We start from the raw sequence: 26777 nt of genomic DNA, 5'->3' as shown, positions 1-26777 counted from the left end.
GTCACTCTACGGGTTGCCCCTGTCCGAACGGGAACCAGTCCACGAGCCCGGGGCATCTGCCCGGAACGTCCCCCTACCCTGCGGTAATCCTGTCTGGCAGGCTTCGTTCATGACTGCGCGCGCCGCCGACCGGGCCCGTTACGACCGGGCCACCGCCCACCTGGACGCACCGCTCGCCATCGTGGACCTGGACGCCTTCGACGCCAACGCGGACGATCTCGTCCGCCGCGCCGGCGGCAAGCCGATCCGCGTCGCGAGCAAGTCCGTACGCTGCCGGGCCCTGCTGGAGCGGGTCCTGGACAAGGACGGGTTCACGGGCGTCATGTCCTTCACGCTCGCCGAGTCCCTGTGGCTGGCGCGCAGCGGGTTCGACGACATCCTGCTCGCCTACCCCTCGGCGGACCGCGCCTCCTACGCGGAGCTCGCCGCCGACCCCAAGCTCGCGGCCGCCGTGACCGTGATGGTCGACGACCCCGCGCAGCTCCGCCTCATCGACGAGGCACGCGAGGGCGGACGTGAAGTCATCCGCGTCTGCCTGGAGTTGGACACCTCGCTCAAGCTGTTCGGAGGCCGCGTGCGCGTCGGCGCGCGCCGTTCGCCGCTGCACTCCCCCGCCCAGGTCGCCGACATGGCGCGCGCCGTGGCCCGGCGGCCCGGTTTCAAGGTCGTGGGGATCATGGCCTACGAGGGGCACATCGCGGGCGTCGGCGACTCCGTCGCCGGCCGGCCCCTGCGGTCGCGTGCCGTACGGCTCATGCAGGCCACCGCCCGCCGGGAGCTGGCCGAGCGGCGCGGCGCGGTCGTGCGGGCGGTGCGGGCCGTCGTGCCCGACCTGGAGTTCGTCAACGGCGGCGGCACGGGCAGCGTGCAGCACACCGCCGCGGAGGACGCGGTCACCGAGATCGGCGCGGGCTCCGGGCTGTACGTGCCGCGGCTGTTCGACAACTACACCTCCTTCAGCGGGCGTCCGGCGGCCCTGTTCGCCCTGCCCGTCGTGCGCCGGCCGGGCGTCGGGGTGGTGACGGTGCTGGGCGGCGGCTATTCCGCCTCCGGTGCGGCCGGCCCCGACCGGCTGCCGGTCCCGCACCTGCCCGAGGGACTGCGCTACGACCCGCAGGAGGGACCGGGCGAGGTGCAGACGCCGCTGCTCGGCTCGCCCGCGGACGATCTGCTGCTCGGCGACAAGGTGTGGTTCCGGCACGCCAAGGCCGGTGAGCTGTGCGAGCGGTTCGACGCGCTGCACCTGGTCGAGGGCGAAGCCGTGACGGCGACGGTCCCGACGTATCGCGGGGAGGGTCACACCTTCCTGTGAGCCGCGGGCGGGCCGGTCACTTCGTCGGGCCGATGCTGCTGCCGACCCCGCCGCCGGTCGCCGCGTCGTCGATCGAGCGGATGCCCCTGGCGATCCGGTCCATGTCGGCGACCGGCGGGCCGGCCTCGCCCGCGTCGAAGACGAACCGGACCATCACCGGCGCCTCGGTGCCGACGGTGGAGGGGAAGGCGAGCGACTCGACGTACCCGCCGGGCCCCTTGGCCGTCCTGACGCGCCAGCGCACGAAGTAACCGGCGCGACCCGCCACCGCGATCTGGCCGGACTTGACCTGCCGGTGCGACTCGATGCCGCCGAAGGGCCGCCTGCCGACCAGGTCGCGGTCGTAGGCGGCGTCGGCGGCGTCCTTGACGTCCTGCTCGGCGAGCGCCCGCGGGGAGCTCTGGTCGCTCTGGCTCACCGTGCGGGAGATGACGAGGCCGTGCCGGCACACACCGGAGTCACCCGGGCAGTCGTAGGTCCCGTCGGTGGTCATGACTACGTCGTCCTCGGCGACGTACTGCGGCCTGACCCAGCCGTCGAGCAGCGGCAGGGTGATGCCGTCGAGCTGGTCGGTGACGACGGACGGGTCGTCGGCGGAGGGCTCGGCAGAGGACTGCGACGGCGAGGGGCTCTCGCTCGTCGGCCCGGCGTCGGAGGCGACAGGGTTCGGCGCGGTCTGCACGTCCGGGCCGTTCCCGTCGCTCCGGCCGAGGAAGACCGTGCCCGTGACGATCGCCGCGACGAGCACGGCCCCGGCCGCGACCAGTGCGACGACCTTCGCGCGGCCGGGACCGCCGCCGGCGGCCGGCTGGGCCGCGGGGACGGTGGCCGCGCTGCGGTGCTCGGTCCAGGCGGTGCCGTCCCACCAGCGCTGCAGGTGGGGGGCCGACGGGTCGGGGTACCAGCCGGGCGGGGGCGACATGCTCATCCCGGCACTCTAGGACGAGGCCTGACGATCAGTACACAGTGTCCCGCCCTGAGCGGTGCGGCTAGAGCGGTGTGACGTACGCGCCCGAGATCCCGCCGTCCACCAGGAAGTCGGTGGCGTTGACGAAGGACGAGTCGTCGCTGGCCAGGAAGGCGACCGCGGCGGCGATCTCCCCGGCCTCCGCGAACCGGCCGACCGGGATGTGCACCAGGCGGCGGGCGGCCCGCTCCGGGTCCTTCGCGAACAGCTCCTGAAGGAGCGGGGTGTTGACCGGTCCCGGGCAGAGCGCGTTCACGCGGATGCCCTCGCGGGCGAACTGCACGCCCAGTTCGCGGGACATGGCGAGGACGCCGCCCTTGGACGCGGTGTACGAGATCTGGGACGTGGCCGCCCCCATCCGCGCCACGAAGGACGCCGTGTTGATGATGGAGCCCCTGCCCTGGCGGCGCATGTAGGGGATGGCCGCCTTGCAGCACAGGTAGACGGAGGTGAGGTTGACCTCCTGCACGCGCTTCCAGGCCTCCAGGCCGGTCTCCAGGATGGAGTCGTCGTCGGGCGGTGAGATGCCCGCGTTGTTGAAGGCGATGTCGACGCTGCCGTAGGTGTCGAAGGCGGTCTTGAAGAGGGCCTCGACCTGCTCGGCGTCGGTGACGTCGACCTTCACGAAGAGCCCGCCGACCTCGTCGGCCGCCGCCTTGCCGCGGGCCTCGTCGACGTCGCCGCAGACGACGTGCGCGCCCTCGGAGGCGAGCCGGCGGGCGGTGGCGAGGCCGATGCCGCTGCCGGCTCCGGTGATGACGGCGGTACGGCCGACCAGGCGTCGGCATACAGGGGTGTCGGTCACTGTGCGGGGCCTTCCGTGCTGATGAAGACGTTCTTGGTCTCGGTGAAGGCGGTCAGGGCGTCCGGGCCGAGCTCGCGGCCGAGGCCGGACTGCTTGAGGCCGCCGAAGGGGGTCCAGTAGCGGACGGCCGAGTGGGAGTTGACGGAGAGGTTGCCGGCGCGGACGGCCTGGGAGACGCGCAGCGCGCGGCCCAGGTCGCGGGTCCACAGGGAGCCGGCCAGGCCGTACGGGATGTCGTTGGCGAGCCGGATCGCCTCCGCCTCGTCGGTGAAGGGGAGCAGGACGGCGACCGGGCCGAAGATCTCCTCCCGGGCCGCGGCGGAGTCGTGCCGCTCCCCCGTCAGGACGGTCGGCGGGAACCAGAAGCCGGGCCCGTCGGGGGCGCCGCCGCGCAGGGCGGGGGCGTCGTCCGGCACGAACGACCGTACGCGCTCCAGCTGTTGACGGCTGATCAGCGGCCCCATCTGGGTCTTCTCGTCGGCGGGGTCGCCCACCACCACGCCGGCCAGCGCGTCGGCGAGCAGCTCACGCACCTCCTCGTACACGGACTCCTGGACCAGGATCCGGGTGCGGGCGCAGCAGTCCTGGCCGGAATTGTCCAGGAAGGAGAAGGGGTCGACGGCGCTCCCGAGATCGGCGTCGGCGAAGACGATGTTGGGGCTCTTGCCGCCGAGTTCGAGGGTGACCGGCTTGACCAGGCGGGCGCAGCGCTCCATGACCTCGCGGCCGGTGCGGGTGGAGCCGGTGAACACGATCTTCGCGACGCCGGGGTGGTCGACGAGGGCGCGTCCGGCGACGCCGCCGTGGCCCGGGAGGACCTGGAACAGATGCTCGGGCAGCCCCGCCTCCAGGGCGAGTTCGGCGAGTCGCAGGGCCGTCAGCGGGGTGGTCTCGGCGGGCTTGAGGACGACCGCGTTGCCCGCGGCGAGGGCCGGGAAGGAGCCCCAGGCGGCGATGGGCATCGGGAAGTTCCAGGGTGCGATCACGCCGATCACGCCGAGCGGTTCCTGGAAGGTGACGTTCCAGCCGCCGGGTACGGGGATCTGCTTGCCGAGGAGGCGTTCGGCGCCGCCCGCGGAGTACAGCAGCAGGTCGCGGGCGTTGCCTGCCTCCCAGCGCGCGTTGCCGAGGACGTGGCCCGCCTCGCGGACCTCCAGCTGCGCCAGTTCCTCCACATGGGCGTCGACGACGTCGGCGAAGCGGCGCAGCAGCCGGGCCCGGTCGGCGGGCGGCAGGGCGGCCCACCGCTCCTGTGCGCGGGTGGCCCGTACGACGGCCGTGTCCACGTCGGCCGCGGTGGCGGCGGGGACGGTGGCGACGACCTCCTCGGTGGCGGGGTTGAGGACGCGGAGCTCGTGCTCGTGGGACAACGGTGCACCTTTCACATGCGTTCGAAGGAGCGGCGCAGCTCCCAGTCCGTCACTGCGGCGTCGAAGGCCTCGAGCTCGACCCGCGCCATGTTGCGGTAGTGCGCGACGACCTCGTCGCCGAAGGCGGCCCGGGCGATCGGGCTGTTCTCCCAGAGGCCGGCAGCCTCGCGCAGGGTGGTCGGGACGTGCTCGTACTCGGCGGCGTACGCGTTGCCCGGGCAGGGCTCGGGCAGCTCCAGCTTCTGCTCGATGCCGTGCAGCCCGGCCGCGACCAGCCCGGCGACGGCGAGGTGCGGGTTGACGTCGCCGCCCGGCAGCCGGTTCTCGAAGCGCAGGGACCGGCCGTGGCCCACGACCCTGAGGGCGCAGGTGCGGTTGTCGTGGCCCCAGGCGACGGCGGTCGGGGCGAAGGAGCCCGGCTGGAACCGCTTGTAGGAGTTGATGTTGGGGGCGTAGAGCAGTGAGAAGTCCCGCAGGGCGGCGAGCTGTCCGGCGAGGAAGTGCCGCATGACGTCCGACATGCCGCCCTCCCCCGCACCGGGCATGACGTTGTTCCCGGCGGCGTCCGCGAGCGAGAGGTGGATGTGGCAGGAGTTGCCCTCGCGCTCGTTGTACTTGGCCATGAAGGTGATCGACACGCCCTCCTGGGCGGCGATCTCCTTGGTGCCGGTCTTGTAGATCGCGTGCTGGTCGCAGGTGCGCAGGGCGTCGTCGTAGCGGAAGGCGATCTCGTGCTGGCCGGGGTTGCACTCGCCCTTGGCCGACTCGACGGTGAGGCCGGCACCGGCCATCTCGTTGCGGATACGGCGGAGCAGCGGCTCGATCCGCCCCGTCCCCAGCACCGAGTAGTCGATGTTGTACTGGTTCGCCGGCGTCAGCCCCCGGTAGCCCGCGTCCCAGGCCTGTTCGTAGGTGTCCTTGAAGACGATGAACTCCAGCTCCGTGCCGACCTGGGCGGTGAGGCCGTGTTCGGCGAGGCGGTCGAGCTGGCGGCGCAGGATCTGGCGCGGGGCGGCGACGACGGGCGAGCCGTCGTTCCAGGCGAGGTCGGCGATCAGCATGGCCGTACCGGCGTTCCAGGGCACGCGCCGCAGCGTGCTCAGGTCCGGGTGCATGGCGAAGTCGCCGTAGCCGCGGTCCCAGGAGGACATGGCGTAGCCGTCGACGGTGTTCATCTCCGTGTCGACGGCGAGCAGGTAGTTGCAGCCCTCGGTGCCGTGGTGGAGGACCTCGTCGAGGAAGAAGCGGGCGGCGAACCGCTTGCCCTGGAGGCGCCCTTGCATGTCGGGGAAGGCCAGGACGACAGTGTCGATCTCACCGCTCGCGACGAGGGCGTGCAGCTCCTCGACGCCGAGCGGGGGTGTGCGGTCTGCCACGGGAGATCTCCTTCGGCTGCTGCGCTTTTTCCACCGGGCCGGAAGCCATAAGGTATGCCGGAGAACCATTGCTTGGGAAGGGGGTGCGGTGGGATGTCGGCGGATCCGGACGGCGGCCCGGAGGACCGGTTGACGCCGGTGCTGCGGCCGGTGCGGGCGGGCAACGGCTTCGAGGAAGCCCTGGAGCAGATCTTGCAGGTCGTACGGCTGGGTCTGGTGCCGGGGGGCGAGCGACTGCCGGCCGAGCGGGAGCTCGCGGAGCGGCTCGGCATCAGCCGGGTGACGCTGCGCGAGGTGCTCAAGGTGCTGCAGGACCAGGGCCTGGTGGAGGCGCGGCGCGGGCGGTACGGCGGAACGTTCGTCCTGCCCCGCCCGGACGCGGGCGGCGAGGACGAGCTGCGGCGCAGGATCACCGAGGTCGACATCGAGGACGTGCTGCGCTTCCGGGAGGTCCTGGAGGTCGGGGCGGCGGGGCTGTGCGCGGCGCACGGGCTGGGCGAGGAGCAGGCGGACCGGCTGCGCGAGGCGCTGGACCGCACGGGCGACGCGCCTCTCGCCGACTACCGCAGGCTGGACACCCTGCTCCACCTCACGCTCGCGGAACTGTGCGGATCACCGACGCTGACCGCGCAGTACGCGGCAGTTCGGGCCACGGTGAACGACCTGCTCGACTGCATCCCGCTCCTCGTGCGCAACCTGGAGCACTCGCAGCGCCAGCACGTCGCGCTGGTGGAGGCGGTGCTGGACGGGGACGCGGACGGGGCGCGGGAGATGATGCGCGAGCACTGCGCGGGCACGGCGGCGCTGCTCAGGGGGTTTCTGGCGTGACGTCACGTCGGCAAAGGTATGGATCGGATCCATTGCTCCGGGCTGGAGGACGTATGGCGGGCGGGCCGCTGATCGGCATCAGTACGTATCTGGAGACCGGGGCGCGTTGGGGCGTGTGGGAGCTGGAGGCCGCGCTGCTGCCGGCCGGCTATCCGCGGCTCGTGCAGCGGGCGGGCGGGGTGGCGGTGATGCTGCCGCCGGACGAGGTGCTGCGGGCCGCGGACGTCGTGTCCCGGCTGGACGGTCTGGTGATCGCGGGCGGCCCGGACGTCGAGCCGGTCCGCTACGGCGCCGAGCGCGATCCCAGGACCGGGCCGCCGGCCCGCGCCCGGGACTCCTGGGAACTGGCGCTGATCGACGCGGCGCTGGCCGCCCGGGTCCCGCTGCTGGGCATCTGCCGGGGCATGCAGCTGCTGAACGTCGCCCTCGGCGGCACGCTGGTCCAGCACCTCGACGGTCACGCGGAGGTCGTGGGCGTCTTCGGCCATCACCCGGTCAAACCGGTACCGGGGACGCGGTACGCCGCGGCCGTCCCGGAGGAGACGTCCGTGCCCACGTACCACCACCAGGCGATCGACCGCCTCGGCAGCGGGCTGCTGCCGTCGGCCCATGCGGCGGACGGGACGGTGGAGGCGGTGGAGCTGCCACCGGCCGACGGGTGGGTGCTGGGGGTCCAGTGGCATCCCGAGATGGGTGAGGACACGCGGGTGATGCGGGCCCTGGTGGAGGCGGCGGAAGGTTCCGCGGCGGGGTCCTGAGTGGCACAGGCACGATGCCCAGGACCCCGCCGGGGCGGGGAAGGGCGCTAGGGGGTGTCTGACAATTCCCGCCTGCCCCGCGACGCCTGGCACGCACTCCCCCAGAGGGGCCCCCAGCCGCGTTCCCGGACCGCCCACGTGACTCCGCCACGCGAGCGGTCCGGCGCCTTGCGATCGCACGCACCAGACGCCGCGAGGCCCGCCCTCCGGGCGGACGACGGGAATTGTCAGACACCCCCTAGCCCCGCGTCAGCGACAGCAGTTCCCTGGCCGGGCCCGCCGGTCGATGGCCCGTGGGCCACACCGCCCGTAGATCGCGCGCGAGGGCGACCCCCTCCACCGGCACCCGCACCAGCCGCCGCATCGCCAGCTCCTCGCCCACGGCCAGTTCGCTCAGGACCGCGGGACCCGCTCCGCTCACGACCGCCGCCTTGACCGCGGTCGTCGAGGAGAGCTCGATCAAGGGGCGCGCCAGACCGCCGAGCGCCGCGTCCAGGACCTGCCGGGTCCCGGAGCCCTTCTCCCGGAGGATCAGCGGGGTCGCCGCCAGCTCGGAGGCGGCCAGCGCCTTCCGCCGCCGTGCCCACGCATGGGCGGGCGCCGTCACCACGATGAGACGGTCACGGGCGATGACCGCGGAGTCGAGGCCGTGCGGCACGTCGACCCCTTCCACGAAGCCGAGATCCGCCTGGCCGGACAGCAGCTGCTCGGCGACCGCCGCCGAGTTGCCGGCCAGCAGCGACACCGCCGTGTCCGGGCGCTGGGCGCGCAGCGCCAGCAGCCAGCCCGGCAGCAGATACTCGGCGATCGTCATGCTCGCCGCCACCCGCAGCCGCGAGTCCCGCCGGTCCCGCAGCGCCTGCGCCCCCACGTCGAACGCCTCCGCCGCCTCCACGATCCGCCGCGCCCAGTCCGTGACCAGCGCGCCGGCGTCGGTGAGCCGGGAGCCCCGCGGTGACCGGTCGACGAGGGCCACGCCCAACTGCCGTTCCATCGAACGGATCCGGCTGCTGGCAGCGGGCTGCGTGATGCCGAGCTCGCGCGCCGCCCCGCCGAGACTGCCGAGCCGCGCCACCGCCAGCAGCAGCTCCAGCGCACCCAGATCCGGCACCCGATGCGACAGCGAGCCCTGCGTCTCCACTTCGCTCATAAACCCAGCTTATGCCCTGATAGAGCGGTGCTCCCTGGTCGCCCGTCCCGGACGGCGAGACCGTGAGGACATGGTCACCGCAGCCCAGCACCTTGCGCACGCCACCCCACGTGCCCCACGTGTCCCCCGCGCCACGGCCGTCCGTCACCTCGGACCCAACTGGTACGCCTCCGTCATGGGCACCGCCATCGTCGGCACCGCGGGAACGGCCCTCCCCCTGCACGTCCCCGGCCTGCGCACCGCCTGCGCCGCCGTGTGGGCGCTCTCCCTCGGACTCCTCCTCGCCCTGCTGGCCGCCCGCGCCCTGCACTGGACGTACCACCGCGACCAGGCGCGCGCCCATCTCCTCGACCCGGCCGCGGCGCCCTTCTACGGCTGTCTGTCCATGGGTCTGCTGGCCGTCGGCGGCGGTGCCATGACCGTCGGCCGGGACTGGATCGGCCTGCGGGCCGCCGTCGCCCTCGACTCCGTGCTGTTCACCGCCGGGACGGTGGTCGGGCTGGCGGCCGCCGTGGCGGTGCCGTATCTGATGGCCGTACGGCACCGGATCGAGCCCGGGCAGGCGTCGCCCGTCTGGCTGCTGCCGCTCGTCGCCCCCATGGTGTCCGCGGCGGTCGGGCCGCTGCTCGTGCCGCATCTGCCACCGGGACAGCCCCGGGCGACGCTGCTCCTCGCCTGCTTCGCGATGTTCGGGCTGAGCCTGCTCGCGACCCTGGTGATGCTCCCGGTGATCTTCGCCCGGCTGATCACCGGCGGGCCGCTGCCGCTCGCGCTGACCCCGGCCCTGTTCCTGGTGTTGGGCCCGCTCGGCCAGTCCACGACAGCTGTGGGCAAGCTCGCGGACGCCGCGCCCGGTGCCGTACCTCCGCCGTACGGCGGAGGATTCGCCGTCCTCGCCGTCCTGTACGGCGTGCCGGTCATGGGCTTCGCGCTGCTGTGGCTCGCGTTCGCCGCCGCGCATGTGGTGCGGGCGCGCCGGCACGGCATGGTCTTCTCGATGACGTGGTGGGCGTTCACCTTCCCCGTCGGGACGTGCGTCACGGGGGCCGAGGCCCTCGCCCGCCGCACCGGGCTCCTCGCCTACGACTGGCTGGCGGTCGGCCTGTATCTCCTGCTCGTCGCCGCCTGGGGCACCGCCGCCCTGCACACGGCCCGCGGCCTGGTCAGCGGCGAGCTGCTCGCAGCGCCCCGCCCAGCACCCGCGCAGCCTCGGCCAACGACGGCCCGTACCACGTCAGATGACGTCCGCTGACCAGGGCGCACGGCAGCCCGGGGAACGCCTCCGGTCCGTCCCCGGCGGTGAAGCGGTACGGCTCGTCCGGCAGGACGACGACGTCCGGCGCCGCCGCCCGCAGCTCCTCGACGGGGATGCGGGGATAGCGGTCGGGGTGGGCCGCGTAGACGTGGTCGACACCGAGGCGGGAGAGGACGTCACCGGCGAAGGTGTCGCGGCCCAGCACCATCCAGGGGCGGCGCCAGATCGGCACCACGGCCGTCGTGCGGCGCTCCGGCGGGGGCAGCTCGGACCAGGCGCGCTCCGCCTCGTCCAGCCAGCGCGGCCGGGAGGCCGCCCCGCACGCCCGGAGCACACGCTCCAGCTCCCCGAAGGCCCGCGCCACATCCCGCACCTCGGTCACCAGGACCTCGACGCCCGCCGCGCGCAGGGCAGCCAGGTCGGGCTCGCGGTTCTCCTCCTCGTTCGCGACCACCAGGTCGGGGGCGAGGGCGAGAACGCGGTCGAGCTTCGGGTTCTTGGTGCCGCCGATGCGCGGGACATCGAGGTCAGCGGGGTGGGTGCACCAGTCCGTCGCGCCGACGAGAACGCCGGGCGCCGAGAGAGCCACCGCCTCGGTCAGCGACGGGACGAGGGAGACGACGCGCACCGGCACTAGCGCGACCGGTTCTGGACCGCCTCGACGTGCTCCGCCACCGCGACGACGATCACGCGCGTGTCCGACACCGTCGCCCGCCACCGGTGGCGCACGCCGCCCGTCAGATAGAGCGTGTCGCCGCGGCCGAGGCGGTAGGCGCGCCCCTCCGCCTCGATCTCCACGGCGCCGTCGGCGACGTACATCAACTGGTCGTTGCGGTACTGGAATTCACGGCCCGCGTCGTGGTCCCCGGTGAACTCCGAGGCGTGCATCTGGTGATGACCCCGCACCAGGGACCGCTGCCGCGGCTCCTCGGCAGGCTCGCACACCTCGGCGCGCACGACGTCGACGCTGCACGCCGGGTCGGCGGCCGCGAGGAGTTCGACGGCGGTGGTGCGCAGAGCGTCGGCGACCTTCTCGAGCGAGGCTCGGCTGGGCCGTGCGCGGTCGTTCTCGACCTGGCTCAGGAACGGAACCGACAGGCCGCTGCGGTCGGCCACGACGGCGAGGGTGAGCTGCAGCGCCCGGCGACGGCGCCGTACGGCCGCGCCGACACGCAAAGGCTGTTCTTTGTGGTCGCCCATCGCTCCGGCTCCCTCCTTGTGTCGTGGTCCGTTTCCCGCACCGCCGTTCGCGCGCGGTACTTCTGATGAGTTCTCTGCACCTTACGCAGGTTCGGCAAACCGTTTCACGTGCCCGTCACATCCTCGTAAACACAGCATGCGGTCAATTCGCCAAATCCTGACGGCCGATGAGCAATACCGAGCGGCTGTGCCGATACCTCCTTCGGGACGAAGTACCTGACCAGGCGGGCCGGCCGGCCGGCCTGGACGTCGGCGGGGCGGTGTCGGCCGGGCCGTGGTCCGGACACCGGATCACGGGCCGGCCGGCCCGCCGGGCGGCGAAATCGGGGGCGCGTGTCCGCGGCCTCGGCGAGCCCCGCGGCGCCGGCGAACTACGGCGGGGCGAGAACTCCCTACTTGGTTTCAATGCGCCGGGGCTCGTGGGTGTTCCCGGCGCATCGCCCTGCCTCTGGGGGTGCGATCAGGCCCGTGATCAGGGTTTGCGCGAATGACGGGGAAGTTCCTTGTCACAACCGGAAGTTGGCGCTGCGGAGCCCGGCCGACCGGCGCCGAAAACGCGCCCGGGGCGCCGTCGGCACCGCGCCGCGGGGGCGCGGAGCCGTCGGCGCCCCGGACAGGTGGGCGGTGAGGCTCGGGTGAAGAGGTAGCGCTATGTGGTTGGCCGGATCCTTTTCGTATCCGGGGTCACTGCGGTGTCATCCGGCCGACCACGTCGGGGTGCTTCTTGGCCCACGCGGCGACCGCCTGCTCCTCATGCCCCTGGCCCTGCTGGTTGATCTCGCTCTCCAGGCTGCCGAGCTCGCCCTCGCTCATGTGAAAACCCTTGATCCACTTGGTGAGCTGCGGGTACTGCCCGGTGAACTTCTCGTTCGTGATGGTGCGGATCGTGTTGCCCTCGCCGAAGAGCTTCTTGTCGTCCTTCAGCTTGGTGAGGTCGTAGCGGCTGTAGGCCCAGTGCGGCGACCACAGCACGACGGCCACGGGCTTCTTCTGCGCGTAGGAGCGCTTCAGCTCGGCCAGCATCGCCGGCGTGGAGCCGTCGACGACCTTGTACTCCTTGTCCAGGCCGTAGCCCGGCAGGACCTTCGTCTTCAGGAGGTTCATCTCGCCGGTGCCCGGCTCGATGCCGATGATCTTCCCGTCGAAGGTGCTCGCCTTGCCCTTGAGGTCCTCCAGCGACTTGACGCCCTTCACGTACGAGGGCACGGCGACTTCCAGCGAGGTCGGCCGGTACCAGGTGCCCAGGTCCTTGAGGCTGTCCTTGCTCTTGTCCCAGTAGTTCTTCTGGGCATACGGCAGCCAGGCGTCGAAGTTGACGTCCAGGTCGCCGGAGGCGAGGCCGGTGTAGACCGGGCCGACGTCCATCTGCTTGAGGTTCAGCTTGTAGCCGCGCCGCTCCAGGACGTTCTTCCACAGGTAGGTGACGGCGACGTCCTCGTCCCAGGGGAACCAGGCCACGTTCACGGCCCGCTTGGCCTCGGCCGGGGCCGCGCCGCCGGAGACCGGGGCCAGCTTGTCGACGACGCCCGGGTTCTTCTTCAGCCAGGCGCGCACGGCGTCCTGCTGCTTGCCCTTGCCCACCTTGTTGATCTCGGCCTCGAGGCTGGTGAGCTGCTTCTCGGTCATCCTGAAGTTCTTCAGCCACTTGCCGACGACGGGGTTGTCGTTCGCGAAGCCCTTGCGGGAGAGCGTGTGCACGCCGTCGCCCTTGCCCCAGGCGCCCTTGGGGTCCTTGAGCTTCTTCAGCTTGTAGTCGTTGTACGCCCAGTGCGGCGACCACAGCGTGGTGACGATCGGCTCCTGCTTGCTGTACGCGCGCTTGAGTTCGGCCAGCATCGCGGGCGTGGAGCTGTCGACGACCTTGTACTCCTTGTCGAGGCCGTACGCCTTCAGCACCTTGCTCTTGAGCAGGGCCATCTCACCGGCGCTGGACTCGATGCCGGTGATCTTGCCGCCGAAGGTGGACGCCTTGCCCTTGAGGTCCTCCAGGGAGTTGACGTCCTTCATGTACGCGGGGACCGTCAGCTCCAGCGAGGTCTGGCCGTACCAGGAGCCGAGGTCGTCGAGCTCGCTCCCGTACTTCTTCCAGTACTGCGCGTGCGTCGTCGGCAGCCACGAGTCGGTCTCGAAGTCCACGTTGCCCTGGGCGAGGGAGGTGTAGAGCGGGCCGGCGTCGAACTGCTTGACGTCGACCTGGTATCCGCGCTGCTCCAGGATCTCCTTCCACAGGAAGGTGGAGGCGACGCCCTCGTCCCAGGGGATGTAGCCGATGGATATCTTCTTGCCCTGGCCGACGTTCTTGCCGTCGGCGACGTCGGCGGACCCGCCCGAGTTGCCGCCGAACATGCCCATGCCGCCCGCGACGAGGGCGAGGACCACCACGCCGACCACGGCGATCTGCGGGCTCGGCCGGTACGACCACAGCTTCAGACCGTGCGCGGCGCGCGCCTTGGCGGCGGCGCGGCGGCCCAGCGGGGAGACGTGGGTGCCCAGGGCGCCGGTCATGCGGTCGAGGTAGATCGCGAGGATCACGATGGCTACGCCGGCCTCGGAGCCGAGGCCGACGTTGAGCTGGCCGATGGCCTCGTTGACGTCGCCGCCGAGGCCGCCGGTGCCGACCATGCCGGCGATCGCGGCCATGGACAGACCGAGCATGATGACCTGGTTGACGCCGGCCATGACGGTCGGCAGCGCGAGCGGCAGCTGCACGCGCAGCAGGGTGTCGCGAGGCGTCGTGCCGAACGCCTCGGCGGCCTCCACCAGTTCCTTGTCGACCTGCCGGATGCCCAGCTCGGTCATGCGCACGCCGGGGGCGAGCGCGAAGATCAGGGTCGCGACGATGCCGGCGGAGGCGCCGGTGCCGAAGAACAGGATCGCCGGGATGAGGTAGATCATCGCGGGCAGCGTCTGCATGAAGTCCAGGACGGGGCGGACGAGTCCGCTGACCCGGTTGGAGCGCGCGGCCCAGATGCCCACCGGCACCGAGATCACCAGCGCGATGATCGTGGCGACCAGGACGAGCGACAGCGTCACCATCGCGTCGTCCCACAGTTCGAGGGAGTCGATGAAGGCGAAGCCCACGAAGGTCAGGACGCCGGCGAGCGTGCCGCGCAGCCAGAAGGCGAGCACCGCGAAGATGCCCGCGAGCAGCAGGGGCTGGGGCGCCTGGAGGACGGCGTTGATGCCGTCGTAGGTGCCCGTGAAGACGGTCTTGAAGAAGTCGAAGAGCCAGGCCGCGTGGTTCAGCAGCCAGTCGACCATGTCGTTGACCCAGTTGCCGAGGGGGATTCTAGGCACGGGCCACCGCCTTCTCGTCGCCGAGGAAGCCGACGAGGCGCTGCCTTTGGACCACTCCGACGAGTTTGCGCTTGTCGTCGAGTACGGCCACCGGGTGCGACAACCGGGCGCTGATCGCGCAGAGTTCGGTGAACGGCGTGTCGGGCGTCGCGGTCTCGCAGTCGCTCTCGCAGCCGCAGTCGGCCTCGTCGCCGCGGACGTCCCGGTCCATGACGGCGGACGCGGTCAGCACGCGGGAGCGGTCGACGTCCTGGATGAAGGACTCCACGTAGTCGTTCGCGGGCCGCAGCAGGATGTCCTCGGCCGAGCCGGTCTGGACGATCCGGCCGTCGCGCATGACGGCGATGCGGTCGCCCAGGCGCATGGCCTCGTTGAGGTCGTGGGTGATGAAGACGATCGTCTTCTTCAGGGTCTGCTGGAGCTGCAGCAGCTGGTCCTGCATGTCGCGCCGGATCAGCGGGTCGAGCGCGCTGAACGACTCGTCCATCAGCAGCAGATCGGCGTCCGTGGCGAGCGCGCGGGCGAGGCCGACGCGCTGCTGCATACCGCCGGAGAGCTCGTCGGGCCAGGACTTCTCCCAGCCGGCCAGACCGCACAGGGCCAGCGCCTCGCCGGCGCGCTTCTCGCGCTCGGCGCGGGGCACGCCCTGCACGGCCAGGCCGTAGGCCGCGTTCTCGAGCACGCTGCGGTGCGGGAACAGCGCGAAGTGCTGGAAGACCATGCTGATCTTGTGGGCACGGACCTCGCGCAGCTCACGGGCGCCGAGCCCGGTCAGATCCTGGCCGTCGAAGCGGACGCGTCCGTCGGTCGGCTCCAGCAGGCCGTTGAGCATGCGCAGCAGCGTGGACTTGCCGGATCCGGACAGGCCCATGACCACGAAGATCTGGCCCGGTTCCACGGTGAAGGAGGCATCGATCACGGCAGCGGTCGTGCCCTCGGCACGCAACTCCTCGCGATCGGCACCCTGCCGGAGCCGCTCGACCGCCTTGACTGGTTGTCTGCCGAACACCTTGTAGAGATGTTCGGCCTCTAGCCTGGATGACACGCGGACCTCTTGCCTCGGCGACAGGGACAGTGGGGCGACGCGGCGCAAACCGTTGAAGGTGCAACCGCATCGCTCCGGGGCGGCGCCTGCCCCGAGTGGTCCAGTCCAAACGCGGCAGTGGGCCACTTCACAAGGCGCTTACATCTGTCACGCAAGGGTCGTGGCCGGGTGACTGTCGGTGGGGTACGGCATGATGCGAGACGTGACCGGACGACTGATGCTCCTCGACACCGCCTCGCTCTACTTCCGCGCCTACTTCGGCGTCCCGGAGTCCGTGAGGGCCCCGGACGGCACACCGGTGAACGCCGTGCGCGGGCTGCTGGAATTCATCGACCGCCTGGTCAAGGACCACCGGCCCGACCACCTCGTGGCCTGCATGGACGCCGACTGGCGCCCCCAGTGGCGGGTCGACCTGATCCCCTCGTACAAGGCGCACCGCGTCGCACAGGAGCGCGCGGCGGGACCGGACGAGGAGGAGGTGCCCGACACCCTCTCCCCGCAGGTGCCGGTCATCGAGGCCGTTCTGGACGCGGTCGGCATCGCGCGCGTGGGCGTCGAGTCGTACGAGGCGGATGACGTGATCGGCACGTTCACCGCGCGGGCGAAGGGCCCCGTCGACATCGTCACCGGCGACCGCGACCTGTACCAACTGGTGGACGACGCGCGCGGGGTGCGCGTGCTCTACCCCCTCAAGGGCGTCGGCACGCTGCAGCTCACCGACGAGGCGTGGCTGCGCGAGAAGTATGGGGTCGACGGCAAGGGGTACGTGGATCTGGCGCTGCTGCGCGGCGACCCGAGCGACGGGCTGCCGGGCGTGCCCGGCATCGGCGAGAAGACGGCGGCGAAGCTGCTCGCCGAGTTCGGGGACCTGGCCGGGATCATGGCCGCGGTCGAGGACCCGAAGGCGAAGCTCACACCGTCGCAGCGCAGGCGGCTCGACGAGTCGCGGCCCTACGTCGCGGTCGCGCCGACGGTCGTCAAGGTCGCAGGCGACGTCCCGCTGCCGGACGTCGACACGGCACTGCCGCACGCCCCACGCGACAAGGCGGCGCTGGAAGAGCTGGCGACGCGGTGGGGTCTCGGCGGTTCGCTGCAGCGCCTGCTGACCACGCTGGACGCGTGAACCATGTCCTCGCTCGCTGAATTGTGGGGGCGGATAGCGTGTTGACGACAGGAGAGGTGCTAACTTAGGTAAGCCTAAGCATGGAACGCGGGAGGTCGCCATGGCAGAACGTCCGGCTCGGAAGCCGCGGAGGGCGCAGTTTGCGCAGGTCGTCCGCACCGAGCGGCTGACCCCGCACATGCAGCGCGTGGTCCTCGGCGGCGAGGGGCTGGCCGGCTTCGCGGCCGACACCTGCACCGACCACTATGTGAAGCTGCTGTTCCCCCCGGACGCGGGGGTGACCTATCCGGAGCCCTTCGACCTGGAGCGCATCCGCGAGGACCTGCCGCGCGAGCAGTGGCCGGTGACGCGGACGTACACCGTGCGTGCCTGGGACCCGGAGTCCCGCGAGATGACGCTGGACTTCGTCATCCACGGCGACGAGGGCCTGGCCGGCCCATGGGCCGCGCGCGTCCAGCCCGGCGAGACCGTGCCCTTCATGGGTCCCGGTGGCGCCTACGCCCCCGACGTGAGCGCGGACTGGCATCTGCTGGTCGGCGACGAGAGCGCGCTGCCCGCCATCGCCCGCTCCCTGGAGTCGTTGCCCGGCGGCGTCACGGCCCATGCCTTCGTCGAGGTCTCCGGCCCCGAGGAGGAGCAGAAGATCGACTCCGACGTGGAGGTCGTCTGGCTGCACCGCGGCGAGCGCCCGGTGGGCGAGCTGCTCAGCGAGACCGTGCGCGCGCTGGAGTTCCCCGGGGGCCGGCTGCACGCGTTCGTGCACGGCGAGGCGCACTTCGTGAAGGAGTTGCGCCAGCTGCTGCGCGTCGAGCTCCAGATCCCGCGCGAGGACCTGTCCATCTCCGGCTACTGGCGGCTCGGTCACAACGAGGACGGCTGGCAGGCCTCCAAGCGGGACTGGAACGCCCGGATCGAGCAGGAGCAGGAGGGCTCGGCGTCCGCGGCGTGAGACGGCGCCCGGCACATGAGACGTCCCGAAGGGGCGGCACCTCGACGAGGTGCCGCCCCTTCGCCTTGCGTACGCCCTGGCTCACACCTTCCGCTGGTACGACCGGAACGTGCGGATCGACAGCCACACCGCGGCCACCGCGAGCGCCAGGAGCGCCCCGCCGCGGCCGACCACGTCGCCCCAGTCCGGGTCCTCCGACATGGCCGAACGGCCCGCCACCATCGCCCAGTCGAGCGGGTTGAAGTCGGCGATGTGCTGCATCCAGCCCGGCATCTGGGACGGTGCCATGAAGGCGCTCGAAAGGAACGTCAGCGGCAGCAGCAGGAAGGTGTTGATGCCGATGATCGACTCCCGCTCCTGCACCAGCATGCCCAGCGCGTTGGACAGCGCCCCGAAGATCGTGCCGAGCAGCACGGAGGCGACGACCAGCACCGCGATCCCGACGATGCCGCCCGGGTAGTCCGCGCCGCCCGCCAGCGCGAGCAGCACGATGACGACCGACTGGAAGGCGGTGATCAGTCCGTTGTTGACGACGTTGCCGTTCATCAGCGCCGCCCGGCTGACCGGTGTGGTCAGGAAGCGGTTGAGCGTGCCCCGCTGGATCTCCTCCAACGTGCCCATGCCGGCCCACATGTTGGAGCTGAGGGCGCTCATCACGACCACGCCCGGGACCAGGTAGTCGAGATAGCTGGTGGTCCCGAAGCCGCCCAGCTCGACGACCTTCTTGAAGAGGTTGCCGAACAGGAACAGCCAGATCACCGGCTGGATCAGCGTGATGATCGCGTACGCGGGCTGCCGGGTGAACACCATCAGCTGGCGCTGGGTCATGTACCAGGTCTGGGAGACGGCCGTGCTCACTGCGCACCTCCGGCGAGGACGAGGTTGTCGGTGGCTTCGGCGTCGGCCTCGGAGTAACGGCGGCCGGCGTAGCGGAGGTAGACGTCGTCGAGGGAGGGCCGGGCGACGGTCGCGGCGGCGACCCCGACCCCGGCCCGCTCCAGGGCCCCGAGCAGCGCGGGTACGGCCGCCGCCCCGTCGTCGGCGCGGACGCTCACACGGCGTCCGTCGACCAGCACCTCGTGCAGGCCGGACAGCCGGCCGATGGCGCCCTTGAGGAGCGTGCGGCCGGCCTCGCCGATCCCTTCCCGCAGCTCCAGATGGACGGCGTCGCCGCGCAGTTCACCCTTCAGCGAGTCCGGCGTGCCCTCGACGACGACGCGGCCGCGGTCGACGATGGCGATGCGCTCGGCGAGCCGGTCGGCCTCGTCGAGATAGTGCGTGGTGAGCAGGATGGTCAGGCCCTCCTCGCCCGCCAGCCGGTCGATCTCGTCCCACATCGCGGTACGGGCCTCCGGGTCCAGACCGGTGGTGGGCTCGTCGAGGAAGAGCACCTCGGGCCGGTGCACCAGGCCGAGGGCGACGTCGAGGCGGCGCCGCATCCCGCCGGAGTAGCCCTTGACCGGGCGCTTCGCGGCATCGGCGAGGCCGAAGCGGTCGAGCAGCTCGTCCACCCGCCGGCCGAGCTCGGCGCCCTTCAACCCGTAGAGCCTGCCCTGGAGTCGGAGGTTCTCGCGGCCTGTGGCGACCGGGTCGGCGCCGGAGCTCTGGGCGACCACGCCGATCGCGCGGCGCACCCGGTCGGGGTGGCGCAGCACGTCGTGCCCGGCGACGGTCGCGGCGCCCGAGTCGGGCTTCGCGAGCGTGGTGAGGATCTTGACGGTGGTCGACTTGCCGGCGCCGTTGGGCCCGAGGAGCCCGAAGACGGTGCCCGGTTCGACGGTGACGTCCATGCCGCGCAGGGCGGTGACATCACCGGCGTAGGTCTTGATCAGCTGGCGCGCCTCCACTGCGGGCGCACGGGTAGTACTCATGACGACAGCTCTCCTGATGAGCGGATGACAGCTGATCCGTCCGTGCCGGGAGCGCCGGGCTATCCTGGGTGTGCCGCACCTCGATCGCCCGGAGCCGCCGCACGGCGGATCCAGCTCGGGGTTCGCGACCCCGGCCACGCTGCTGCAACAGCCCGGCCGGGGTCCTTCTCGTTATCTGAACTCCGGTGGCAGCTCCCCCGTTTCGTGGAAGTGGCGCCACCCGTCGACACCGGGCAGTGTGCCCTTCTCGATCTCCTCGAGGAAACCGCGGACCCACCGCGCCTGCGCCTCGACCATGTGCAGCTGGTACTCGACCTCCACGAGGAAGAGCCGCGGCAGCGTCTCGCACAGCTTCTCCAGCGCCGCGCGCCCGCTCGCCACCTCCACCTCCAGGTTCTGCAGCCGCTCCTCGAGCAGCCGCACCACCTCGTCGGGAGGCAGGGCGCCGACCAGCGACAGCGCGGTCTCGAAGATCGGGAACTCCTTGGCGGGCACGGCCAGCAGGTCGGACAGCCAGTCGGCCATCTCGTCCCGCCCCTCCTCGGTGAGCCCGTAGACCGTTCGCTCGGGGCGGTTGCCCTGCCGCTCGACGTCGGCGACCTCGACGAAGCCGTGCTTCTGGAGGTTCTGCACGACCGTGTAGAGCGAGCCGTAGTTGATCTTCGTGCTGACGTCCTTGCCCTGGCGGCGCAGCGTCTGCGCGATCTCGTACGGATGCATCGGCTTCTGCCAGAGCGTGACCATCACGGCCAGCGCCAGCGGGTTGCTGAGCTTGCGGCGCTTCCTCGCCATGACCATCACCTCGTTCCCGAATATCCGTAGCCGAACATATCGCGATCCGGAAGGAGTCGTCAATACACACGATGTATCGCGTTTTCAGGTGCGAGGCAAGCACGTGAGGACTTGGGCCCGTCGTAGACATGCCGGCGTGACGCGCAGGAAACAGCCCGTCCCTAATTTCTGTCGCCCGACAGGAATTCCGCGCCCAGAGGAATCCGCGCCGAAGGCAGGTGCCGCCGTGACGACTACCGCCCCCTCCGACGTACGCCCCGACCCGCCCCACTCCCCCGACGACGGCTCGCTCTCCGAGTTCGGCTACCGCCAGGAGCTGCATCGAAGCCTCGGCCGCTACGCCTCCTTCGCGGCCGGCTTCTCCTTCATCTCCGTACTGACGACGGTCTTCCAGTTCTTCGCCTTCGGGTACGCCTTCGGCGGCCCCGTCTTCTTCTGGACCTGGCCGGTGGTGCTGGTCGGGCAGCTGGCGGTCGCCGCCTGCTTCGCGGAGCTGGCCGCCCGCTATCCGATCTCGGGCGCCGTCTACCAGTGGTCCTCGCGCCTGTCAGGCCTCACCTTCGGCTGGTTCGCGGGCTGGATCATGGTGATCGGGCAGATCGTGGTGGTCGCTGCGGCGGCGCTGGCGCTGCAGATGGTGCTGCCGGCAATCTGGCCGGGCTTCCAGATCGTCGGCACCGATCCGGCGCCCACCTCGCCCGACGGCGCGGCGAACGCGGCGGTGCTGGGCGTGGTCCTGCTGGTGCTGACCACGCTGGTGAACATCCTGGACAACCGTGTGATGTCCGTGATCAACCGCGTCGGCGTCACCGCCGAGATCATCGGCGCGGTCCTGATCGTCGTACTGCTGCTGACCCACTCCCGGCGCTCCCCCGGCATCACCTTCCACACCGAAGGCGCCACAGGGTCGGGCCTGTTGGGGGCGCTGCTGGTCGGGTCGTTCACCGCGGCCTACGTGATGATCGGCTTCGACAGCGCGGGCGAGATGAGCGAGGAGACGCACCACCCCCGCCGCACCGCGCCCCGCACGATCCTCACCGCGCTCGGTGCGGCAGGGCTCCTCGGCGGCCTGGTCGTCCTCGGCGGCCTGCTCGCCGCGCCCAGTCTGACCGACGGGCACCTGGGGATCGACGGGCTCAGCTACGTGCTGACCAGCAGCCTCGGCGACGGCGTCGGCAAGATCCTGCTCGCGGACGTGGTGGTGGCGATCGCGGTGGCGACGCTGGCGATCCAGACGGCGGCCTGCCGGATGCTGTTCTCCATGGCTCGCGACGGCCAGCTCCCCTTCTCCGCACGGCTCGCCCACGTCAACCGGCGCACCGGGGTGCCCGGCGCCCCGGCCCTGGTGGTCGGCGTCCTCGCGGCCGCCCTGCTCCTGCTCGACTTCGCCTCCCCGGACGCCTTCCTGGCCATCGGCACCACCTGCATCGTGCTGCTGTACCTGGCGTACGCGATGGTCACCGGTCCGCTCCTGATCCGGCGGCTGCGCGGCGAGTTCTCCACGGAGGGCACGGACGAGACCGGCGGCAGGCTCTTCTCCCTCGGCCGCTGGGGAGTCCCGGTCAACGCCCTCGCCCTCCTCTACGGCCTCCTCATGACCCTCGACCTGGCCTGGCCCCGGGCGGCGGTGTACGACCCGGCGGGCGGGCACTGGTACTTCCGGTGGTTCACGGTGCTGTTCCTCGCGGCGACCCTCGTGACCGGTGCCGGATACCGGGCGTACCGGTCGTATCGAGGGCGTACGGCGGACCGAAGTGCCGTACCGGAAGCAGCCGTTCAGGAAGCCGGGGTCCAGGACGCCGGAGTCTAGGAGGCCAGGGTCCCGTACGCCGGCGCCCTCGTCAGTCGCCGCGGAGGCGGGCGTGCAGGTGCATGTCGTGCCAGCCGTCGGGGTGGAGAAAGGCGCTGCGTTTCACGCCCTCCAGCGCGAAGCCCGCCTTCGCGGCGACGCGGCAGGAGGCGTGGTTGGCGCCGGCGTGCAGGAGCTCCAGGCGGTGGAAGCCGATCTCCTCGAAGGCCCAGCGGGTGATCGTGGCCGTCGCGCGGGCGGCCACGCCCCGGCCGCGGGCCGCCGCCGTGGTCCAGTACGCGATCTTCGCCAGGCCGTCGACGAGCACGATGTCGCGCAGCGCCACCCGTCCCAGCAGCAGGTCGCTCTCGGCGTCGGCCACGGCCCACTGCGCGATGCGCTCCCCCTCCCACTCCGTGAGCCACCCCTCGACCCAGCCGGCGGCCTCGGCCTGCGAGCCGCTGGTCATCAGGTGCCACTGGTGCATCAGCGGGTCCTGGAAGGCCTCGTGCACGGCGGACGCGTCCTCGATGCGCCAAGGGCGCAGGACCAGCCCGTCCCCGGAGGCCAGCACGGGCTGCGGCGAGCGGCGGAGGGTTCCGGCGGGCAGGACGGGGCTGGTGGTGTACGGCATGGTCCGCATCCTGCACGCGGGGCGCGGCCGGTCCCAACGGGTTTTCCGGCGCCGTAGTCTTGATCGTGATGAGACGAAAGCCGCACGCTCCGCCCTCACCCCTGCCGCAGCGGCTGGGGATCGATCCGGTGCGGGTGCGGCTGCCCCTCGAAGGGCCGTGGGCCACCGCGCGGGAGTACCTGGTCGAGCGGCTGAGCGGCGCGGGCGCCGGCGTCGTCGAGGGGATGTTCGCCGCAGGGAAGGTCGTCGGGGCCGACGGGCGGGCCGTGGCGCCCGACGCGGCGTACGAACCCGGCATGTTCGTGTGGTTCCACCGGGAGGTGCCCGCCGAGGTACCGGTGCCCTTCCCGCTGGAGGTCGTCCATCGCGACGAGCACATCGTCGTCGTCGACAAGCCGCACTTCCTGGCCACCACCCCGCGCGGCAGCCATGTCACCGAGAGCGCGCTCGCACGGCTGCGCCGGGAGCTGGACATCCCGGCCCTGGGCGCCGCGCACCGGCTGGACCGGCTCACCGCCGGGCTGGTGCTGTTCACGGTGCGCCCGGAGGAACGCGGCGCGTACCAGTCGCTGTTTCGCGACAAGCGGGTCCGCAAGGAGTACGAGGCGGTGGCCCCGTACGATCCCGGCCTCGCCCTCCCCCGCACCGTGCGCAGCCGCATCGTGAAGGAGCGCGGGGTGCTCGCCGCGTACGAGGTGGAGGGCGAGCCGAACGCCGTCAGCCGTGTCGAGCTGACGGAACACCGCCCCGGCGGACCCGCGCGTTACCGGCTGCTCCCGAGCACCGGCCAGACCCACCAGCTGCGCGTCCACATGAACACACTCGGCGTACCCATCCTCGGCGACCCCCTCTACCCCGTGGTGACCGCCGTTGTACCACCCGGCGACTTCCGGCGCCCCCTACAACTACTGGCCCGCGCCCTCGCGTTCACGGATCCGGTCACGGGGGTGGAGCACCGGTTCCGGAGCGGACGGGTGCTGGGGGCCTGGGGGGCGTACGAGGAGTGGGCCGGTCTCTGACCGCGAACCCGGGGACTTCGATCTCCGAAGGTGACAAGTAACGCTCGATTCCCACCAGTTCACTCGTACAGCTATGAACGAATCAGAACCAACACTTTCGGATCGATGCCACACATGACAACATTTCAACCAAGTGCGCCCCTCGTGTGCCGTCATACGCTCCTCTTACGCTCCTTCACGAGCACCGAGTACGCACGCACGCTGGGAGTACAGCCAGAAGTAGGACGTTCTTGCGGAGGCTCGAGTCATGGCATCAAGTCGCGTTGAGTTCGCGGTAGCAACCCCGGACATGTCGGCTTGGAACGGCTCGGCGCACGAGACATCGGAGCGTCCGTCAGGTACCCGCGGAATTCAGGAACTTCCGCGTCGATCGCGCCACTTATGCAGCGTGACACCGGATAAAGCCGAATTACTCACCGGACATGCGGGCCGGGGTCGTATTCCGAGGTAACACCGGAAGTTCCCATTGAGACCGCCGTCATGGCTGCTCGGAACAGCGAATAAGACCCAGTGCCCCACCATGGCTCATGGCCGGCGCCATCGGCGACCGCCTCTCCATGGATCTGTGCAATGCGGCGCTCGGCACGCAGTTGGCAAGGACTCGTTCGGCCGGTTCCGTCAGCAGGCCCAGTTCGTGCGGTGGAGAAGGACACCGTCACCACACAGGAGGCAACCGTGCTGGACACCTTCCAACTTCCCGCGTTCTACATGCCGTTCAAGGCCACGGTGAACCCGCATCTGGAGTACGTCCGGCCTCGGGTCCGCGCCTGGGCATGGTCGATGGGCCTGCTCGAACCACAACACACCGATTCGCATCACGGCGGGTGGAGCGCCGAGGTCTTCGACCGGGCGGACTTCACCCTGTTCACGGCGCTGACCTACCCGCACGCCTCCGCCCGGGAATTGGAGCTGCTGTCCAGCTGGCACAGCGTCATCTGGTGCCTCGACGACGTCTTCCTTCCCTGGTGCGAAGCTCTCGGCAGCCGTGAGCGCATCCTGGACCGCATCGAGCGGCTGATGAGCTTCCTGCCGGTCACGGCGTACGACTCGGGCCCGGTCCCGCAGCACCCGCTGGAAGGCGCACTGCTGGACCTGTGGCAGCGCACCGCGCCCGAGGCGTCACGCTCGTGGCGGGTTCTGTACACCAGGTCCGTACGGCAGTTCCTGGACGCGTCCCTGTGGGAGGCGGACAACCTCACACGCGGGCGATACCCCGATCTCATCGAGCAGACGGAGATGCGCCGCGACTTCGGGGCGGCCGGGTGCAGCGCGCTGCTGATGGAGCACTCGCTGGGATGGGAGATAACCGAGGAGATCCGCGCGACCCGCCCCTTCACGGTGCTGATCAACGCGTTCCGGGACACGGTCGACCTGCACAACGACATCGTGTCCTACCCCAAGGAGGTCCGCGAGGACGCGGCCAGGAACAACATCGTGCACGTGGCGCAGGAGCTGTACGACATCCCGCTCCACGAGGCGGTATCCATCGTCGACCGCATCCTGACGGGACGGGTGAGGACACTCGCCGAGACCGTGCGGTCCGACCTCCCGCAGGCACTGCGCGATCTGCGTACGGATCAGGCCACCCAGCACGCCGTGCTCCGGCACGCCCGGGCCATCCAGGGCTGGGCGGCGGGCTCCTACCACTGGCACCAGAGCACCGAGCGATACCGGTCCGCCGCCTGACTCCGGCGCCCGCCGCAACTGGTCGAGCGGGCACCGAAGTTCACCGAAGCGCGTCGGTCAGTAGCCTCGCCACCAGCGCAGCAGGCGGCGCCAGGCGCCCAGCGGACGGACCGGCTCGGGTGCCGGTGGGGCCTGCTGGGGCGGCGCCGGCCGGGGCGCTGGGGCGGCGGCCGGATCGGGCTGCGCGATGCCGACCTGCCAGTCGGTGCGCTGCGCCGGAACGGAGGTGGGGCTGGGCCTCGCCGTCACGTCCTGCTGAGGCCTCGGGTCGAAGCGGACCGGCAGTTCCACCAGGTGCCGGTTCGAGATGGACGCCCGCCAGTGCAACTCGTCCTCGTCGCAGTCGAGCTGGATGTCGGGAAGGCGGTTCAGCAGCGCGTCGACGCCGACGTCCGCGATGGCGCGCCCGATGTCCTGGCCCGGGCACTCGTGCGGGCCGCCGCTGAAGGCGAGGTGGGACCGGTTGCCCATCATGTTGGCCGACAGGTCGGGCCGGACGCGCGGATCGACGTTGCCGGGCGCGATGCCGAGAAGGAGACCGTCACCCTTGCGGATGCGCTGGCCGCCCAGTTCGGTGTTCTGCTTGGCGATGTAGGCGAGTTGGGTGCTGAAGGGCGGCTCGTCCCACAGCGACTGCTCGACCGCCTGGGGCACCGTCATCTGGCCGCCGTTCAGCTGGGCGCGGAATCCCGGGTCCGTGAACACCAGCCGCAGCACGTTGGCGAGGAGGTTGGCCGTGGCCTCGTACGCCGCCATCAGGACGACGCGCAGATGCTGGCCGACCTCCTCGTCGTTGAGCCGGGCCGAGTGGTTGATCAAGTGGCTGGTGAAGTCGTCCTCGGGCTCGGCCCGGCGGCGGGCGGTGAGCCTCATCAGGACGTCCATGATGTAGGCGTTGCTCGCGATGGACGTCTCGGTGCCCTTGAGCATGTCGCGGGCGGCGTGCACGATCCGGTCGTTGTACTCGTCCGGCATCCCGAGGATCTGGCACATCACCGCCATCGGCAGATGCTCGGCGAACTGGCTGACCAGGTCGGCCCTGCCCTCCTCGCAGAACTGGTTGACGAGGTGCTGGGTCGCGCGGTTGATATGGCGGCGGATACCCCGGTGGTTGATGGTCGACATGGCGCCCGTGACCGCGCCGCGCAGACGCAGATGCTCGTCGCCCTCGGCGTGGCAGCAGATGGGCTGCCAGGCGATGAGCGGCATGAGCGGGTGATCCGGCTTGATCGTGCCGTCCTGGAGGGCGGTCCACTGCCGGGTGTCACGGCAGAACTGCGAGGGCGTACTCACCATGTGCAAGTTCTCGCTGTGCCCCAGCACCACCCAGATCGGCACGTCCTCGTGCAGCAGCGCCGGTGCCACGGGACCGTGTTCGTCGCGGAGCTTCTCGTAGACGGCTCCCAGGTTCTCCGCCTCGGGGCCGTACAGCCGGCGCAGCCCGCCGGGGCCGATGCCGTGGGCGGGGCAGCCGGGGGGCGGGCCGGCCAGGGGTTCGTCCGTACCGGTCGGGGAGAGGTGTTCAGGCGTCACGGTGATCGCTCCGAAGCT

At 71.2% G+C, this 26777-nt stretch carries 23 protein-coding genes; 9 read left to right on the top strand and 14 right to left on the bottom strand.

The window, feature by feature from the left end; genetic code table 11:
- Positions 1–109 precede the first annotated feature (109 nt).
- A complete protein-coding gene (locus ACGFYN_RS09005) occupies positions 110–1312 on the top strand; it encodes an amino acid deaminase/aldolase (protein WP_393865110.1) in 1203 nt (400 codons plus the stop codon).
- 16 nt (positions 1313–1328) lie between these two features.
- Here ACGFYN_RS09005 and ACGFYN_RS09000 read toward each other — a convergent pair whose 3' ends face one another.
- The 4 genes from ACGFYN_RS09000 to ACGFYN_RS08985 form a co-directional block, all read right to left on the bottom strand.
- Positions 1329–2234, bottom strand: a complete 906-nt coding sequence (locus ACGFYN_RS09000) for a DUF2510 domain-containing protein (protein ID WP_393865325.1) — start codon at positions 2232–2234, stop codon at positions 1329–1331.
- A gap of 67 nt (positions 2235–2301) precedes the next feature.
- Positions 2302–3084, bottom strand: a complete 783-nt coding sequence (locus ACGFYN_RS08995) for a 3-oxoacyl-ACP reductase (protein WP_393865109.1) — start codon at positions 3082–3084, stop codon at positions 2302–2304.
- Complete coding sequence (locus ACGFYN_RS08990; RefSeq protein ID WP_393865108.1) at positions 3081–4454, bottom strand: aldehyde dehydrogenase family protein; 1374 nt, start codon at positions 4452–4454, stop codon at positions 3081–3083. Before ACGFYN_RS08990 ends, ACGFYN_RS08995 begins: the two co-directional genes overlap by 4 nt.
- Before the next feature lie 11 nt (positions 4455–4465).
- Entirely contained in the window at positions 4466–5830 is a 1365-nt protein-coding gene (locus ACGFYN_RS08985; RefSeq protein WP_393865107.1) for a glutamine synthetase family protein, read from the bottom strand.
- A gap of 93 nt (positions 5831–5923) precedes the next feature.
- Here ACGFYN_RS08985 and ACGFYN_RS08980 point away from each other — a divergent pair, with 93 nt between their 5' ends.
- Together ACGFYN_RS08980 and ACGFYN_RS08975 are read left to right on the top strand one after the other, a co-directional pair.
- A complete protein-coding gene (locus ACGFYN_RS08980; protein ID WP_393865106.1) occupies positions 5924–6658 on the top strand; it encodes a FadR/GntR family transcriptional regulator in 735 nt (244 codons plus the stop codon).
- A 53-nt stretch (positions 6659–6711) separates the two neighbouring features.
- Positions 6712–7416 carry a gamma-glutamyl-gamma-aminobutyrate hydrolase family protein gene (locus ACGFYN_RS08975; protein ID WP_393865105.1) on the top strand — a complete coding sequence of 235 codons (705 nt, stop codon included), beginning with the start codon at positions 6712–6714 and terminating at the stop codon, positions 7414–7416.
- A gap of 238 nt (positions 7417–7654) precedes the next feature.
- Here ACGFYN_RS08975 and ACGFYN_RS08970 read toward each other — a convergent pair whose 3' ends face one another.
- Complete coding sequence (locus tag ACGFYN_RS08970) at positions 7655–8566, bottom strand: LysR family transcriptional regulator (protein ID WP_393865104.1); 912 nt, start codon at positions 8564–8566, stop codon at positions 7655–7657.
- 70 nt (positions 8567–8636) lie between these two features.
- On the opposite strand from ACGFYN_RS08970, the gene ACGFYN_RS08965 reads away from it, so the two are divergent.
- Complete coding sequence (locus ACGFYN_RS08965) at positions 8637–9818, top strand: TDT family transporter (protein WP_393865103.1); 1182 nt, start codon at positions 8637–8639, stop codon at positions 9816–9818.
- On the opposite strand, the gene ACGFYN_RS08960 is transcribed toward ACGFYN_RS08965, so the two are convergent.
- From ACGFYN_RS08960 to ACGFYN_RS08945, 4 genes are all read right to left on the bottom strand, one after another.
- Positions 9730–10449, bottom strand: coding sequence for a helical backbone metal receptor (locus ACGFYN_RS08960; RefSeq protein ID WP_393865102.1), 720 nt, complete (start codon positions 10447–10449; stop codon positions 9730–9732). The two genes, ACGFYN_RS08965 and ACGFYN_RS08960, sit on opposite strands and share 89 nt — an antisense overlap.
- Positions 10450–10454: 5 nt before the next feature.
- A complete protein-coding gene (locus tag ACGFYN_RS08955) occupies positions 10455–11021 on the bottom strand; it encodes a helix-turn-helix domain-containing protein (protein ID WP_393865101.1) in 567 nt (188 codons plus the stop codon).
- Positions 11022–11705: 684 nt separating this feature from the next.
- Positions 11706–14318: an ABC transporter permease/substrate binding protein gene (locus ACGFYN_RS08950; protein WP_393865100.1), complete on the bottom strand. Its 2613-nt coding sequence runs from the start codon at positions 14316–14318 to the stop codon at positions 11706–11708.
- The gene (locus ACGFYN_RS08945; protein WP_393865099.1) at positions 14311–15363 is read right to left on the bottom strand and encodes a glycine betaine/L-proline ABC transporter ATP-binding protein; all 1053 of its coding nucleotides are present in this window, start codon (positions 15361–15363) and stop codon (positions 14311–14313) included. The genes ACGFYN_RS08950 and ACGFYN_RS08945 overlap by 8 nt, the downstream gene beginning before the upstream one ends.
- Positions 15364–15556: 193 nt before the next feature.
- On the opposite strand from ACGFYN_RS08945, the gene ACGFYN_RS08940 reads away from it, so the two are divergent.
- Together ACGFYN_RS08940 and ACGFYN_RS08935 are read left to right on the top strand one after the other, a co-directional pair.
- On the top strand, positions 15557–16486 hold the full coding sequence (locus ACGFYN_RS08940) for a 5'-3' exonuclease H3TH domain-containing protein (protein WP_393865324.1): 930 nt from the start codon (positions 15557–15559) through the stop codon (positions 16484–16486).
- Between the two features lie 100 nt (positions 16487–16586).
- Entirely contained in the window at positions 16587–17435 is an 849-nt protein-coding gene (locus ACGFYN_RS08935; RefSeq protein WP_393865098.1) for a siderophore-interacting protein, read from the top strand.
- Positions 17436–17516: 81 nt separating this feature from the next.
- Here ACGFYN_RS08935 and ACGFYN_RS08930 read toward each other — a convergent pair whose 3' ends face one another.
- The 3 genes from ACGFYN_RS08930 to ACGFYN_RS08920 form a co-directional block, all read right to left on the bottom strand.
- Positions 17517–18293, bottom strand: a complete 777-nt coding sequence (locus tag ACGFYN_RS08930) for an ABC transporter permease (RefSeq protein WP_393865097.1) — start codon at positions 18291–18293, stop codon at positions 17517–17519.
- The gene (locus tag ACGFYN_RS08925; RefSeq protein ID WP_393865096.1) at positions 18290–19306 is read right to left on the bottom strand and encodes an ATP-binding cassette domain-containing protein; all 1017 of its coding nucleotides are present in this window, start codon (positions 19304–19306) and stop codon (positions 18290–18292) included. Before ACGFYN_RS08925 ends, ACGFYN_RS08930 begins: the two co-directional genes overlap by 4 nt.
- Positions 19307–19477: 171 nt before the next feature.
- Positions 19478–20098 (bottom strand): PadR family transcriptional regulator, encoded by a 621-nt coding sequence (locus ACGFYN_RS08920; protein ID WP_393865095.1) that lies wholly within the window; start codon positions 20096–20098, stop codon positions 19478–19480.
- 226 nt (positions 20099–20324) lie between these two features.
- Here ACGFYN_RS08920 and ACGFYN_RS08915 point away from each other — a divergent pair, with 226 nt between their 5' ends.
- Entirely contained in the window at positions 20325–21908 is a 1584-nt protein-coding gene (locus ACGFYN_RS08915) for an amino acid permease (RefSeq protein ID WP_393865094.1), read from the top strand.
- A gap of 31 nt (positions 21909–21939) precedes the next feature.
- Here ACGFYN_RS08915 and ACGFYN_RS08910 read toward each other — a convergent pair whose 3' ends face one another.
- Positions 21940–22521, bottom strand: coding sequence for a GNAT family N-acetyltransferase (locus ACGFYN_RS08910; RefSeq protein WP_393865093.1), 582 nt, complete (start codon positions 22519–22521; stop codon positions 21940–21942).
- Positions 22522–22589: 68 nt separating this feature from the next.
- Here ACGFYN_RS08910 and ACGFYN_RS08905 point away from each other — a divergent pair, with 68 nt between their 5' ends.
- Entirely contained in the window at positions 22590–23540 is a 951-nt protein-coding gene (locus ACGFYN_RS08905) for an RluA family pseudouridine synthase (RefSeq protein WP_393865092.1), read from the top strand.
- Positions 23541–24179: 639 nt separating this feature from the next.
- On the top strand, positions 24180–25226 hold the full coding sequence (locus ACGFYN_RS08900) for a hypothetical protein (RefSeq protein WP_393865091.1): 1047 nt from the start codon (positions 24180–24182) through the stop codon (positions 25224–25226).
- Between the two features lie 57 nt (positions 25227–25283).
- Here ACGFYN_RS08900 and ACGFYN_RS08895 read toward each other — a convergent pair whose 3' ends face one another.
- Positions 25284–26759 carry a cytochrome P450 gene (locus ACGFYN_RS08895; RefSeq protein ID WP_393865090.1) on the bottom strand — a complete coding sequence of 492 codons (1476 nt, stop codon included), beginning with the start codon at positions 26757–26759 and terminating at the stop codon, positions 25284–25286.
- Positions 26760–26777 lie beyond the last annotated feature (18 nt).

The organism is Streptomyces sp. NPDC048419, from assembly GCF_043200415.1.
GTDB lineage: Bacteria > Actinomycetota > Actinomycetes > Streptomycetales > Streptomycetaceae > Streptomyces.
Note: the sequence above shows the minus strand (reverse complement) of the source record. Positions and strands in the feature narration are given on the sequence as shown.

Bases quoted from the DNA above. Each gene is read 5' to 3' on its own strand.
- ACGFYN_RS09005 (WP_393865110.1), top strand. From the start codon at position 110: ATGACTGCGCGCGCCGCCGACCGGGCCCGTTACGACCGGGCCACCGCC.
- ACGFYN_RS09000 (WP_393865325.1), bottom strand. From the start codon at position 2,234: ATGTCGCCCCCGCCCGGCTGGTACCCCGACCCGTCGGCCCCCCACCTG.
- ACGFYN_RS08980 (WP_393865106.1), top strand. From the start codon at position 5,924: ATGTCGGCGGATCCGGACGGCGGCCCGGAGGACCGGTTGACGCCGGTG.
- ACGFYN_RS08975 (WP_393865105.1), top strand. From the start codon at position 6,712: ATGGCGGGCGGGCCGCTGATCGGCATCAGTACGTATCTGGAGACCGGG.
- ACGFYN_RS08970 (WP_393865104.1), bottom strand. From the start codon at position 8,566: ATGAGCGAAGTGGAGACGCAGGGCTCGCTGTCGCATCGGGTGCCGGAT.
- ACGFYN_RS08965 (WP_393865103.1), top strand. From the start codon at position 8,637: ATGGTCACCGCAGCCCAGCACCTTGCGCACGCCACCCCACGTGCCCCA.
- ACGFYN_RS08955 (WP_393865101.1), bottom strand. From the start codon at position 11,021: ATGGGCGACCACAAAGAACAGCCTTTGCGTGTCGGCGCGGCCGTACGG.
- ACGFYN_RS08940 (WP_393865324.1), top strand. From the start codon at position 15,557: ATGCGAGACGTGACCGGACGACTGATGCTCCTCGACACCGCCTCGCTC.
- ACGFYN_RS08935 (WP_393865098.1), top strand. From the start codon at position 16,587: ATGGCAGAACGTCCGGCTCGGAAGCCGCGGAGGGCGCAGTTTGCGCAG.
- ACGFYN_RS08925 (WP_393865096.1), bottom strand. From the start codon at position 19,306: ATGAGTACTACCCGTGCGCCCGCAGTGGAGGCGCGCCAGCTGATCAAG.
- ACGFYN_RS08920 (WP_393865095.1), bottom strand. From the start codon at position 20,098: ATGGCGAGGAAGCGCCGCAAGCTCAGCAACCCGCTGGCGCTGGCCGTG.
- ACGFYN_RS08910 (WP_393865093.1), bottom strand. From the start codon at position 22,521: ATGCCGTACACCACCAGCCCCGTCCTGCCCGCCGGAACCCTCCGCCGC.
- ACGFYN_RS08905 (WP_393865092.1), top strand. From the start codon at position 22,590: ATGAGACGAAAGCCGCACGCTCCGCCCTCACCCCTGCCGCAGCGGCTG.